Here is a 12,376-nt window from a genome sequence, read left to right on the forward strand (position 1 = left end):
AGGCGTAAACCAGCGTCCACCGCAACCCGTCCAACGTCCGTGACGACGGCCGACGCCCTCTGAGTGGGACGGGATGGGCAAAGATATGCACCTGATTTGTATTCTGGTAAACAGAAATATTTTTTATTTCAGGACTTGACACGATTTCCGTAAACCAGAAGCGATTTGCCCGTCGGGCTGATATGTCGCACTTAACCGTCATTGCGAGCCACCGGGTCGCAATGACGCGGAGAGGACGACATCCAAATTAAGCTGTCATTCCGCGGCTCGCCAAGCGAGAGCCCGGAATGACGGGCGGAGAGAGTCGTGATAAGAGTGACAGGCCAATTCGCACGGGAGCAGGTTGTGAAAGCATTTGGTCTGGCTGTCACGCTGGCCGTCATGGCGACGCTGTCGCCGGCGCGCGCGCTTGAGGTGAGCGGCACTTCCGGCTTTCTCGGGGAATGGGAAGTGACTGCCACCGTCACCGAAACGGCATCCGGCCGCATCAGGGACTACCGTGGCCCGCTCGTACTGAAGCATATCGGCCTGTGCACGCAGGACGGCCCGGTGGAGAAGAAAGGCGAAATGCGCCTGCAGATTTCGGCTTCGTCCCAGTTGAACGCGACATTGTCGATGCCGGGCACCGAATGCACGGCCAGCGGACCATTATCCGATGGCTATAACGGCACCATGACCTGCTCCGACCGGCAGGTCATTCCGCTCCGGCTGCGAGTGAAATAGCCGCTTTGCTAGCCGCCGGTTATGCCGGCGACACGCAGGCCCGCGACGAACCGGTCGATGAAGCCCTGATCATTGCAGAAGAAGAGCTCCTGCCGCGCGGTATCCGTTTTGTAACCCGGCTTGCGTTGCAGCAGTTCGGCGGCCACCGCTTCGGCCTGAGCCTTTTCGCCGAGACGGCCGAGCGAGGCTGCCAGTGTTGCAAACGCCCGATACGGGACATTGGGCTGCCGGGTTGCCCTGCGGGCAAACTCGACGGCGATGTCGTACTCACCGAGCGAGAAATGCGCCCAGGAGCGCACGTGATGGAAACTCCAAAGATGGCTGTCGCGCGGACTGAGCATGGTCGCTCGATCGAGCAGCGTTTCCGCTTCGATCTCCCGCCCGTACCAGAGTAAATTGAATCCTTGCGCAAAATACCCTTGCGCAAAGCTTGGATTGAGTTCCAGCGACAGGTCGATCGCCGCCAGCGCTTCGTCATTCTGACGGGTCAGGCACAGCGCACGGCCGAGGGCGCAGTGACAAAAACAATCGAGGTCGTCGAGCGCCACGGAGACACGCGCCTGGCGCAACGCCGTCTCCAGCCGAGCCGGACGATCCCTGGGCTCGTCATACAGCGAGCGCTGAACATTGACGTAGGCGAGCGCGCCATGGCCGCGAGCAAAATCCGGATCGGCTTCGATCGCGCGCCTAAAATAGGCCTCCGCCTGGTCAAACCCCGGTGTGGTAAATCGCCATAGATTCCATAGGCCGCGCTGGTAGCAATCCCAGGCATCCAGGCTTTCCGGCGCCTTGCGGGCAGCCAGTTGCTGCTCCACCTTCGACAGCTCCGGTTCGATCGTGGCCGCGATCTGCCGTGCCATCTCCTCCTGGATATCGAAAATATTCTCGAGCTGAAGATCGTATTTGTCGGACCAAAGCTGTTTTCCGTCCGCAGCCCGGGCCAGTTCCGCCGTGATCCTGACCGCGTCGCGACTCTTGCGAACGCTGCCGGACATCACATAACTCACGCCGAGCTGGGCACCGACCTCACGCGCATCGACCACGCGCCCCCCGAATCCGACCGTGGAGTGGCGCGAGATCACGGAAAGCCAGCGATTGCGGGCCAAGAGGCGGATGATGTCTTCGGTCAGGCCGTAGCTGAAATAGTCGTTCTCCGGGTCATTCGACATGTTCTCAAACGGCAGCACCGCGATCGACGATCGCGCGATGGCTTCCGCCTTCACGACTTCCGAGACGACATCGTCGAGATGAGACACGTCGGTGGCAATCGAGACCCGCGCGGGAGCCACGCCCGCTGCAGCGGCGTCATCAGGAGCAAGCCTGACCGCATCGGCATCCGACGCTGCGACCGCCTGAACATCGCCGACGAACCGGAAGCCGCGCCGGTGCAACGTCCTGATAAAAAGCTGATCCGTTCCGTTGTCGCCAAGCACGCGTCTGGCGCCATTGATGCGGCTGGAGAACGCGGCTTCCGAGATCACCCGGCCATGCCAGACCGTGTCGATCAGCTCATCCTTGCTGACGACCCGGTCATGGTTGCGCACCAGGTGAACGATGACATCGAAGACCTGAGGCTCGATGTGGACGGACACGCCCTCGCGGCGCAGCTCCTGTTGGCCAAGGTCGATCTCGAAATTGGAAAATCGGTATTTCATTACCACCTCGGCGGAGGCCACGCCACAATCCCCGGCGTTACAGATCGAAATCAACCTCTGGCGGAGGAAAAACCAACGTCTCCTGAAGGAGTCCGCCAAGCGTGAGGGCGCATCTCAATTTACAGACGGGTCAAGGATCATACAACCGGAGACGTCACATGATCGGCTCGTCTGATTTCCACGCTTACGGATATTCCGCCAGACGGCCCGTTGCCGCACGGCAACGTGGCCAGCATCATGCAGTGCGGGCGCTTGCGCCGTTCCAGTCCACGACGACGCCAACCCTGCTGAGGAAGATCCTCGTCCTGGCCGCGCGCCTGAGGCGATTCCTCAATGGCCAGGTGGCGGCCGCGATCGCCCACCATGAGCGAGAGGCCGCGTCAATCGCGCAGCGAAAGCTCGATCAACGCCGGCTGGACAAGACGCGCATCTACTGCGGCCCGATCGACCAGGTCCTGGCAGCAGCGAGGCAGCGCAAGCGCGCCGCCTGAACCGGCTTGAACGAAGAGATTTCCGAGCAACTGCATATTTTGAGGAGACTGAAGATGTCGATTACGATGCAAACGGGTACGCCTGCCGCAATCCCTTCCTTTGCGATGAGAATGCTCGCCCTATGCTACGGCGGCCTCGCCTATCTGATTTTCCTCGGCACTTTCCTGTACGCGGTCGGCTTCGTCTCGCGACTGGTCGTCCCCAAGACCATCAACACCGGCCCGACCTCTTCGCTGTCGACGGCGTTGCTGATCAACCTGATCCTGATGTCGATCTTCGCCGTGCAGCACAGCGGGATGGCGCGGCAGGGCTTCAAGAGACTGTTCGCGCGCTTCGCCTCACCGGCGATCGAGCGCTCTACCTACGTCCTGCTCGCCAGCCTCAGCCTGATCCTGCTGTTCTGGCAATGGCAGCCGATGCCGGCGGTGGTCTGGAACATCGAAGGGCCGGTCTTCGCCGGCGTCGTGACCGCGATTGGCTTTATGGGCTGGCTTATCGTGCTCTACAGCACCTTCCTGATCAGCCATTTCGAGCTGTTCGGATTGACGCAGGTGGTGGCGCATTTCGCCGGACGCCTGACCGCGCCCATCGCGTTCAGGACGCCGGGGCTGTATCGCCTGATCCGGCATCCGATCTATCTCGGCTTTATCATCGCCTTCTGGTCAACGCCTGTCATGACGCTGGGGCATTTGCTGTTCGCGTCCGTGACGACGGCCTACATCTTCGTCGGCATCTGGCTGGAAGAGCGCGACCTGGTCGCATTCTTCGGCGACGAATATCGCAAATATCGCGAACGGGTCGCCATGTTGCTGCCCGGTCTGTTCTGAGCGAGACGAGCGAACGCGCCATGCATCAGTCGGAACGGCCTGCCGATGACCCGGCGGGCCGTTCGCGTGTCAGAGAGAAACGACGATGCTCAAAGCGTCTCTTGCTTGTGGCCGCATTGCTTGCAGGCGAATTTGACGCGGGTGGCGCCCTTTTCGGCCTGCAGACGGTTTGGCGCGCCACATTTGCCGCAAGTTGTCTCGATCCGCGTATTGCCCTGCTTGATGGTCAGGTTTCTCTTTTCCATGGTCTCGCGGATCAGGCGCTCGGCCTCCTCGCGCATCGCTTGCTTGTCCATCAGCCGCACCTGTCATGAAGAACGCTTGCCGCGTAAGATGTCAGGCACCTAACACATTTTGATGTCGGCCGTCACGCCGCTTCCGGTGTCAATGCGAGGATGCGCCGCACCAGCGCGAGCGCGGTTTCGGTGGCGGGATCGGCGGAAATGACGGGAACGGCCAGCACCAGCAGATCGACCGGTTGATGCGACAAAATAATCACATGCGTGGCATTGCCGGCCTTCATCAGCGACATCAACCGTTCGACCGCGGGATCCGTCGCGGCAAGGCCCCATGGCGCTTCGGGACGGCGCAACACCCGGCGCGTCGACAGCGCCTTCCGCAACAATGGCGGATCGTAGGCGGCAAGATCTCTTTCGCGATGGCGCCGGGCACTTTCGAACATCGGATGGCGTGCCAGTTCCGCGATCAATTCGTCGCGGGTACGGGCCGCGGACGCCGCGACGGAATTCAAAACACCCGGCACCTGGGCTTCGAACAGCGCGCGCAGCGTGTCGGTCATCAGGCCGATGGTCAGCACGCCCGCAATCGCGATCGCGCAGAAGCGCATGATTTGCGCGGCATCGACATCCGGCGACACGCAGGCGGCTGCGGCGCCGAGGGTAGCGGAACTCACCAGCCGCAGCACCGTCATCAGGATACCCTGCCGCCGCGTTTCGTTGCCGCCACCCGCGATCAGCACGGCGGTGACGACCAATAGCGCACCGAGCGCGCCAAGCCGGACCGGCATATCAGGCGCGAGCGCCTGATAATCCGTGACGATGAAGGGGATCACGATCAGCGCGCCGGCCGCGAGCCGGCCGATGCTGCGGTTTTCGGAGGCCAGCAGCGAGGTACGGTCCCGCGTCGCCAACAGCCACGCGCAAATGACAAATCCCGCAAGCTGGAATATCGCCAGCGCGATCGCATAAGGCCTCGTGTAGCTCTCCAGCCCGAACACGCCGCCGAGGCCGATCACGACGGCGCCCGTCAATGCCGCGATCTTGGCCGCACGCGGCGCGTGACGCCGCAAAATACCTTCAGTGACAATGAGCGCGCCGAGCGGCAGCAGCGCCGCCGGAATCAGCGACAGCCGATCGAGCAAGGCGCTGCCGGACCACCAGGCAATACCGCGCGCAAAAAACAACAGCGCGACCACGCCGAGCAGCAGGAGCAGGCGCAGGGTCAGCGGACTCCTGGGATCGCGCCGGTACAGCGCGAACATCGCGACGCAAAGCCCGAGCGCGCCGCAGAGATTAACGATGGAATCGGCGATCACGCCTGATGACATCGGGCTCATCGGCTGCTCCCTGACCGGGGCCGCAAGGTGCCGAATGCGCGCGTATCGTCCAGCCAATGCAAAAGCGGAAGCACCAGCCGCTGCAGCGCCAGCACGGCGGAGGCGGCCAGCAGCGCCGGCATCGAGCCGGCCGGCACCTCGCGCTGCAGATAACGCCGCGCGCCGGCGAGATCGACGCGGCCGAGCTGCAGCACATCGTCGCCCCTGGCGTAGTCGAGTTCGCGCATGCAGAACGCGTTGTATTGCTCGTCGCGATGTTTTGGCGCGACGTCCCAGGTTTTCTTGAGCGCGTCCGATCCACCGGTATAGGCGTCGGTGATCACGAAACGCGTCTCGTCGAACCCGGCCTCATCACCGACGCCGAACACCGCGCGATGCTCGCGCATGATGCCGCGCGCCAGTTGCAGATGGGCGAAGCTCTGCCGCGCATTGGCATCAGCCGAGGGAAACACATCCGAAAACGTGTCGCAGACCATTCCGAACACGGAAGGCACCTGCGTCACGTTCGAGATCCATTTGGGACGAAAACCGTCGCGGGCGAACAGCACCAGCGTGGTCAGGCCGTAGAGCACCCAGGACAGCCCCTGCCCCTGCACGTCAGGGTCGACCATCACGAGGCCGAGATGGGTGACCTCCTGCGGCTCGCCGTCGAGCTCGACGGACATCACCGACAGCGCGTTGAAGGCGATCGGGCGGCCGGTGGCTTCTTCACGGATCAGCGTGACGATGGCGCGCGACAGGCGTTCGCGTTTCCCGGAGAAGATGCCGTAGGTGAGGCTGCCGGCCGGCAGGGTCTTGCCGGCGACGGTGCGCAAATCCGCAACCAGTGCGTCGAGGTCTGGCTGCGCCAGTGAAAGCCCCGGGCTTTCGACGATCCGCGTCTGCAGGCCGGTGTGGGTGCGCAAGGTGAGATCGATGGTTTCCTGCGAGAGCGCCTTCAGCCAGAACGCGCCATAGCTGCGCAGGCGCCCGGCCGCGGAGCTGATCTGCCCGAGGCCATGACGGATCGCCGAATTGCGGTTCCCAGAAGACGCCATGACACCTGCCATTATACAGGCAAGAGTTGTGCGCGGCGCCTGTTAAGGAGCCATGAGTTCGCCCGGACAGGATTGCGAAAGGGTAAAAGATGCTTGAACGGCCACGTGAAAGCGGCGGAGAACAGTGTGGCTAGTCGCGAGATACCTTAAGCCCAAGACTAGCGAGACAAACGCCGATACAGGCCGTTGCGAGCAGGAGCGGAAAGCCGGAGTAAAAATCGAGGACGATTTGAAGTGCGACCCAATCAGATTGTGGGTCCGGATGCCCCTTCCAGAGGACACGCATTGCAATGGGCGTCCAACTGCCTGTCATAAGCCAGCCCACGAACTGGCCTAGAGCTCCGAGCGCCGCCCACAATGTTGCTAGCGATCCAAAGACAAACACAAGCCAGCCAAGCTTTCTCGTTAGCCAGATCAAGGCCTAACCCCTAAGCCAATTGCTGCGATCGCCGGACAGACAAACGGCGGATGCCGAAGCACCCGCCGTCTGCCTTCGCCAGCCACGGCGCTCAGGTAACGCGGACCGATTACGTTGATTTGGAAACTTCCATCAGCAGCCGCTCGGCCTTGGCGTCCTCGAGACGGTTCACCATCCGGTCGCTCTCGTGCATGTCGCGCACGGTCTTGGTCAGAGTGACGCAGCACTGCACGAGCATCAGGATGCCCATCGTGAGATAGCCCTTGATCCAGAGATCGACGGGGAGGAAGTAGACGCCGACGGCGACCATGAAGGCCGAGGCCGCGAACGACACATAGGTGAAGGTGACCCACGCGTTGCTGTGGTGTTGGACATTCTGGTTCATGGCGCCATCCTGCTGATGCGGCTGAAACGAAGGACCGGTCCCGGCCCGGTGACGTGAATCCCGTTGCGGAACCTCCGCCACCGACTCCTGCGCCCGCGCCAGTTAAGGAGATATGATCAAAGCACCCTCAGGTTGCGCAAGGGTAAACGAACATTGAGCGGCCACGTCAAATAATTCACGACCGGGAACCGCTGACGTCGCCGGGCCGGGTTTTCGAGGCGTTATAGTCGTGCGCAAGCAACGAACACAGGCCCATGCAAAATGCGCCGCCGAGGCCGAACTGCACCGACATGTCCTGCGGCAGCGATCCAAGCAAGGCGCGCGGCAGCACCATGGCCGCCGTCGCGCCGACCAGCGCCGTCAGGGGCGCCCTCAGCAGAAGCGGGATCGCGCGGGCCAGCTGTCCGTCAAGGATGCCCACGATCGCCGAAACCGGAAAGGTGACAAGAAACAACAGCACCGCGAAGAAGAGGACAAAGCTTTCAAAGGGCATTCCAACCGCGACCCAGGTCGTGAGAACGACCGATAACGGACCCAGCAGCAGGAACACCAGCGTTCGATTCATTGAAATCAGTTCCTCATAACGGACGGCTGCGGCCAAAATCATGCGACAGCAGCGAGCACACGGCCATATTGAGTGCGCCGACAACCCCAATTGCTATCGAAGAATCCAGCGGCATCGGCCCAAGCAAGACAGCCGGCGGGCCAATGGCGAGCAGCGCGCCCGACAGCGCCGCCAGGGGCGCCCGCCAGGCGATCGGCAAAATGCCGGACAGCCTGCCGTCAATGATCCCGGTGACGACGGAGGCAAGCAGGCCGAAGACAAACACCACTCCCATGATGACGGAAAGCAGGTAACCTAATCCGCCGCGCACGGCCTCGTATGCCAACAGCTCGAAAACGCCGAGCAGCGGACCCAGCAACCCGAACACGAGCGTGCGTCGCAGCCAGGGCAGATCGGTAAAGAGCGATCCGCGGTCGGCATCATTTTCGGGAGGGTTTTCAGTAGACACGTGCATTGCCCTTAATCCTGTTTTCGCCTTGTAACATGACTTCGCCGATTGGCGCGTGGTGGACGCTTGACGCGACCGTTGATGAAGCGGCGCGTCCCGCAGAAGCGGACGGCGGATGCCGGCTTTCAAGTGTTCGTACGGCCATATTCGTGCGACAGCACTGAGCACACGCCCATGCAGAATGCGCCGCCGATCGCAAGCGCCATCGACATCTCCTGCGGCAGCGGTCCGAGCAAAGCGGCCGGCAGGCCAATGGCCGATATCGCGCCGACGATCGCGATCAGGGGCGCCCGCAAGAAGATCGACAAGGTGCGGGACAGGATGCCGTCGACGAGCCCGGTGATTGCCGATACCAGCAGCGCGACGACAAACACCTGCTTGCCGATGAGCACGAGCCAGGCGTTAAGTCCCCCGCTCGCAACGTCGGGTGACAGGGCGACGAGAACGCCGAGGATCGGGCCCAGCAACAGGAACACGAGCGCCCGTCGCAGCGAGGGCGGACCCCATGCCGGTACGCCGCCAAATTCATCATCGAGAGGATTTTCGGAAGACATATGCATCGTCCTCACCTTTCTCTTGCCAGGTAAATTGGAGTTCGCGCGGGATCGCGCTCCAACGCGATTGTTGATGAGCCAGAGCGTGCCCCCGGAGAAACGAACGGCGGATGCCGAAACACCCGCCGCCCGCCTTCGCCAGCACGCGCCACAGGTTTACGCGGCCTTCGAAACTTCCATCAGCAGGCGCTCGGCTTTCGCATCTTCGATGCGGTTCACCAGCTTGCCGCTTTCGTGCATGTCACGGACGGTTTTGGTCAGGGTGACGCAGCACTGGACCATCATGATGATGCCCATCGTGAGATAGCCCTTCATCCAGAGATCGATCGGCAGATAGAACAGGCCGACGGCGACCATGAAGACGGAGGCGGCGAACGAAACATAGGTGAAGGTAACCCAGGCATTGCTGTGGGGTTGGACATTCTGGTTCATGATAGTCTCCTGTGTGTGGACGTTTGAGGTTGGGTATTAAATCGAAGGCTCGGTTCAGTCGGCTTGACTCAGTGGGCTTGGTTCAACGGGTCGTTCAGGTCGTCTGCGTGCGCTTGGCGTTCAGCCGCGCGAGCACGTCGTCAGCGGTCGACTTCAGTCGTGGTCCAAAGCCCTGTTCGGCGAGCTTTTCGGCGGTCGCCAGCGGTCCTGAGGCGGCATCGAGTTCGATCAGGGCTTCGTCGGCAGCCTGGGCTTCCATCTGCCGTTCGCGCAGACGCTTCAGCGTCCGCTCGGCTTCCGGCAGCGTGGCTTCGTAAGGCCGGGTCGCCTCCACCCCGCCGCGGCGCATGGCGCGAACAGCTTCCGAAGCACGGGCGATGCGGCGGCCACGATCGAGCTCGGTGATCCGGGACTCCGCACCGGCGACCTGGCGCTTCATCCGCGTGATTTCGGATGCGAACAGCGTGCGCGCGGTCATCGCGGCGTCGCGGTCGGCTTCGAGATTGGCGATGGCTTGCGCGGCCTCGCGGGCGAGGTCTTCCCGGCCGGCATCAAGCGCCGCGGTGGTGCGCACTTCGAGATCGGCGATCCGGGCGTTGGTGGCGTCGAGCCGGCGGCCCTCCTGCTGATCGCCCGCGATCGCCAGCGCCAGCGTGCGCTTGGAACGTTCCACGGCCGCGGCCGCGTCGCGCATCTGCTGGTCGAGGATCAGAAGCGCCGAGCGGTCTTCCAGTTCTTCTCCCGCGGCAGCCACGCTGCCCCGGAAAAGCGTCAAAACAGTTTTGAACATTTGGAGCTCCCTGTGTTATGAGCGTTGCTCATGAATCTGTTGTAGCACATCTTGAGCATTGCTCAAGAACTATTTTGAGCATCGCTCAAGAAAATGGTAGAAAATGTCTAAGGCATTGGAAAGACGGGCTAAATTACGCGAAGATTTGATCCTAGCGGCGGAACGGAGCATTTCCACGGGCGGTTTGGGGGCGCTGAAGACGCGGGAACTGGCGCGGGAAATCGGCTGCGCCAATGGCGCGGTCTATAATCTGGTCGACGATATGGACGAACTCGTCCTGCTGGTGGGATCGCGCACGCTGCGACGGCTCGATGCCGCGCTGAGCGAAGCCGAAAGCGCGGGTCCCCCCTCGCCGACCGAGACGCTGGTGCGCATTGCGGTCGCCTATTGCGATTTCGCCGCCGAAAATCTCCAACTCTGGCGCGCGCTGTTCGAACACCGCATGACGCCGGGCAAGCCTATTCCGGAGTGGGCGGTCAGCGAGCAGATGGATCTGTTTCGCCACATCTTCCAGCCGCTCGCTGCATTGCTGGCGTCACGATCTCCAGGCGAACTCGGCGTCACGGCGCGCAGTCTTTTCTCCGCCGTGCACGGCATGGTGCTGCTCGGCCTCGAACAGAAGCTGATCGCGGTGCCGGTCGAGGCGCTGCGCGCGGAGATCGCGGTTATCGTGCGGGCGATGGTGAAGGGGCTGACCTAGGCCGCGTGCTCATCAATCAGGGCGCTTGGATGAACCTCGCTCGTCCCGCGAGCTGTTTGCGGCCTAGACGGCGCAATGGCGGATCAGCTGGCCTCCATCAAACAGGCCTTTCGCGATCCGGTCGCGCGGGCACCAGATGGAGAGTCCGTACTCGTGCTCCGATTTTGTCTGGAGCAGCGCATCGGCGGCGATGCTGATGACGCAATCCTGCCCGCGCAAATCTTCCCAGTTGTTTTCAAACGCCGGCTCGATGCCGAACAGCCGATGGCCGCGCCAGCCGGTCTCACGCATGTCGACGAAGGGGCGGTAGCACGATGGCAGTTCGGCATAGCCTGCGCCGTGGTCGATGCGCGGGTATTGCAGGCGGATCGCGTCCCAGACTGCCTCGGCCCTGCCCGCGAGCATGTGCTTCGACATGTGCGGCTGCATCTCGTCGTGCAGATCGAGGCGCAGGCGCATAATGGCGGTCAATGAATCCTTGTCGATGGCCTCGTCCTTGGACTTTGAGAGCGCAAGGTCGCGCCAGGCTTCGAGCGCTGCGATCACGCTCGGCGCCTTACGCTCGAGGACACCGTAATGCGCAACCTTGTTGCGGATGACCTCCTTGAGATCCTGTTCGCGGGCCTGGTCCTGAGGCAAGCGTTCCCGCCAGGCGAAGAACTGCAACCCGTCGTTCAGATCGAATGTGAGACTACGGATGACGCTCTCGGCTTCGAGCGCGGCGATGCCCCAATTGACGATCCAGTCGAGCGGCGACTTGAAGCGATCCGGTAATGACGCCGGGCGGTCGTCGCCGGTGTCGAGAAAGGCGGTCGGGGTGACGGGCCGGCGGAGAAACGTTCGCCCTTCGCCAAAAAAGCCGTGCTTGCTGACCGGCGCGAGGTCTTCGGGCGGCGGAAGGATCTTTGCCTGGGACATCTGGGCAGCGCTGAGGATCCGGCAGGCCCAGGATTTTCCGATGAAGACCAGCAGGGCACCTTCCGCCGGCAAGCCCGGCGGCCGCAATCCGGTCTGCGGTTCAGGCTTCAACGACGCGAGGTCAATCTGGGCAATGAAGTGGAGCGGCGTTCCGTCCCTGTCTTTCGCCCATTCGAAGTTGCCCGGCGCTTTCGGCGCGCCGCCGATCCACGACGTGGCGTCGCCAGAACGGTCGAAGGGCGAGTGGAACAGCAGGGCCCAGGCCGGCAGCTGTTTTGCGCGGTCCGCGTCGCCTCCGCGCTCAAACAGTTCGGCAAGCCAAGCATCATCATCATCCATTGGCTTAAGACCTCGATTGAAAGCGAAATGGTTTGGAAGCGGCGGCTGTCGTCCAGCTTGCTTCAATGCGTCTATGGCTGCGCGTTAATGCGTCCATGTCCTAGTTGTGCAACGATGCCGGCCGCGCCAGCTGCGGCGCCCATACCCGGCCGAGCGAAGCCAGCGCGTGGAACAAGCCGCACACGAACCAGCCCAGCGTCAGCGCGAGGAAGGACAGCGGCCTGAACATCGCGAGGATGTCAGCCAGCGACAAATAATGTCCCGCGATCGCGCTGTTGTAGATCTGCGCTGAAATTGCCAGCAGAAGCGCGCCGATCAGGACAAAGAAAGCGGCGCGCTGCGATCTGGTGAGCCACCGCATGATCAGGAAATACAGCGGCGAGACGAACGCTCCCGCCATCAAGCCGCCGACTATCCAGAAATCCGTCATCTCAGCCCCCTGAGTTCTCGCAACCGGAGATACACAGGAGGCGTTGAAGGGCGGTGCGGAGGTAGAGTCGGATTTTAGTAAAATTTT

16 protein-coding genes are annotated in these 12,376 nt (G+C 62.3%); 4 read left to right on the forward strand and 12 right to left on the reverse strand.

The features are described from left to right. Window positions 1-345 precede the first annotated feature (345 nt). Window positions 346-723: a hypothetical protein gene (locus JQ597_RS35925; protein WP_212270117.1), complete on the forward strand. Its 378-nt coding sequence runs from the start codon at window positions 346-348 to the stop codon at window positions 721-723. Between the two features lie 8 nt (window positions 724-731). Here JQ597_RS35925 and JQ597_RS35930 read toward each other — a convergent pair whose 3' ends face one another. Beyond that, on the reverse strand, window positions 732-2,477 hold the full coding sequence (locus tag JQ597_RS35930) for a winged helix-turn-helix domain-containing tetratricopeptide repeat protein (RefSeq protein WP_212270118.1): 1,746 nt from the start codon (window positions 2,475-2,477) through the stop codon (window positions 732-734). A gap of 59 nt (window positions 2,478-2,536) precedes the next feature. On the opposite strand from JQ597_RS35930, the gene JQ597_RS35935 reads away from it, so the two are divergent. Both JQ597_RS35935 and mddA read left to right on the forward strand, forming a co-directional pair. Further along, window positions 2,537-2,869 (forward strand): hypothetical protein, encoded by a 333-nt coding sequence (locus tag JQ597_RS35935; protein ID WP_212270119.1) that lies wholly within the window; start codon window positions 2,537-2,539, stop codon window positions 2,867-2,869. Between the two features lie 54 nt (window positions 2,870-2,923). Next, entirely contained in the window at window positions 2,924-3,697 is a 774-nt protein-coding gene (mddA, locus tag JQ597_RS35940) for a methanethiol S-methyltransferase (protein ID WP_212270120.1), read from the forward strand. A gap of 89 nt (window positions 3,698-3,786) precedes the next feature. Here the strand turns inward: mddA and JQ597_RS35945 are convergent, their stop codons facing one another. The 9 genes from JQ597_RS35945 to JQ597_RS35985 form a co-directional block, all read right to left on the reverse strand. Continuing rightward, window positions 3,787-3,993 (reverse strand): hypothetical protein, encoded by a 207-nt coding sequence (locus JQ597_RS35945; protein ID WP_192740350.1) that lies wholly within the window; start codon window positions 3,991-3,993, stop codon window positions 3,787-3,789. Window positions 3,994-4,064: 71 nt separating this feature from the next. Beyond that, window positions 4,065-5,264: a hypothetical protein gene (locus JQ597_RS35950; RefSeq protein WP_212270148.1), complete on the reverse strand. Its 1,200-nt coding sequence runs from the start codon at window positions 5,262-5,264 to the stop codon at window positions 4,065-4,067. Between the two features lie 5 nt (window positions 5,265-5,269). Next, a complete protein-coding gene (locus JQ597_RS35955; protein ID WP_212270121.1) occupies window positions 5,270-6,310 on the reverse strand; it encodes a hypothetical protein in 1,041 nt (346 codons plus the stop codon). A gap of 527 nt (window positions 6,311-6,837) precedes the next feature. Beyond that, window positions 6,838-7,113 carry a YiaA/YiaB family inner membrane protein gene (locus tag JQ597_RS35960; protein ID WP_192740352.1) on the reverse strand — a complete coding sequence of 92 codons (276 nt, stop codon included), beginning with the start codon at window positions 7,111-7,113 and terminating at the stop codon, window positions 6,838-6,840. Window positions 7,114-7,288: 175 nt separating this feature from the next. Further along, on the reverse strand, window positions 7,289-7,678 hold the full coding sequence (locus JQ597_RS35965) for a hypothetical protein (RefSeq protein ID WP_212270122.1): 390 nt from the start codon (window positions 7,676-7,678) through the stop codon (window positions 7,289-7,291). Between the two features lie 13 nt (window positions 7,679-7,691). Further along, the gene (locus JQ597_RS35970) at window positions 7,692-8,126 is read right to left on the reverse strand and encodes a hypothetical protein (protein WP_212270123.1); all 435 of its coding nucleotides are present in this window, start codon (window positions 8,124-8,126) and stop codon (window positions 7,692-7,694) included. A gap of 125 nt (window positions 8,127-8,251) precedes the next feature. Continuing rightward, window positions 8,252-8,680, reverse strand: a complete 429-nt coding sequence (locus JQ597_RS35975; RefSeq protein WP_212270124.1) for a hypothetical protein — start codon at window positions 8,678-8,680, stop codon at window positions 8,252-8,254. 156 nt (window positions 8,681-8,836) lie between these two features. Further along, window positions 8,837-9,112, reverse strand: a complete 276-nt coding sequence (locus tag JQ597_RS35980; RefSeq protein WP_192740356.1) for a YiaA/YiaB family inner membrane protein — start codon at window positions 9,110-9,112, stop codon at window positions 8,837-8,839. Window positions 9,113-9,206: 94 nt separating this feature from the next. Next, on the reverse strand, window positions 9,207-9,902 hold the full coding sequence (locus JQ597_RS35985) for a PspA/IM30 family protein (RefSeq protein ID WP_212270125.1): 696 nt from the start codon (window positions 9,900-9,902) through the stop codon (window positions 9,207-9,209). 103 nt (window positions 9,903-10,005) lie between these two features. On the opposite strand from JQ597_RS35985, the gene JQ597_RS35990 reads away from it, so the two are divergent. Further along, window positions 10,006-10,602, forward strand: a complete 597-nt coding sequence (locus JQ597_RS35990) for a TetR/AcrR family transcriptional regulator (protein WP_212270126.1) — start codon at window positions 10,006-10,008, stop codon at window positions 10,600-10,602. Window positions 10,603-10,665: 63 nt separating this feature from the next. Here the strand turns inward: JQ597_RS35990 and JQ597_RS35995 are convergent, their stop codons facing one another. Together JQ597_RS35995 and JQ597_RS36000 are read right to left on the reverse strand one after the other, a co-directional pair. Further along, window positions 10,666-11,859: a DUF1963 domain-containing protein gene (locus JQ597_RS35995; RefSeq protein ID WP_212270127.1), complete on the reverse strand. Its 1,194-nt coding sequence runs from the start codon at window positions 11,857-11,859 to the stop codon at window positions 10,666-10,668. 100 nt (window positions 11,860-11,959) lie between these two features. Next, the gene (locus JQ597_RS36000) at window positions 11,960-12,289 is read right to left on the reverse strand and encodes a hypothetical protein (protein WP_212270128.1); all 330 of its coding nucleotides are present in this window, start codon (window positions 12,287-12,289) and stop codon (window positions 11,960-11,962) included. Window positions 12,290-12,376: the final 87 nt, after the last annotated feature.

The sequence above is a fragment of the Bradyrhizobium sp. AUGA SZCCT0177 genome (genome assembly GCF_018130125.1).
GTDB lineage: Bacteria > Pseudomonadota > Alphaproteobacteria > Rhizobiales > Xanthobacteraceae > Bradyrhizobium.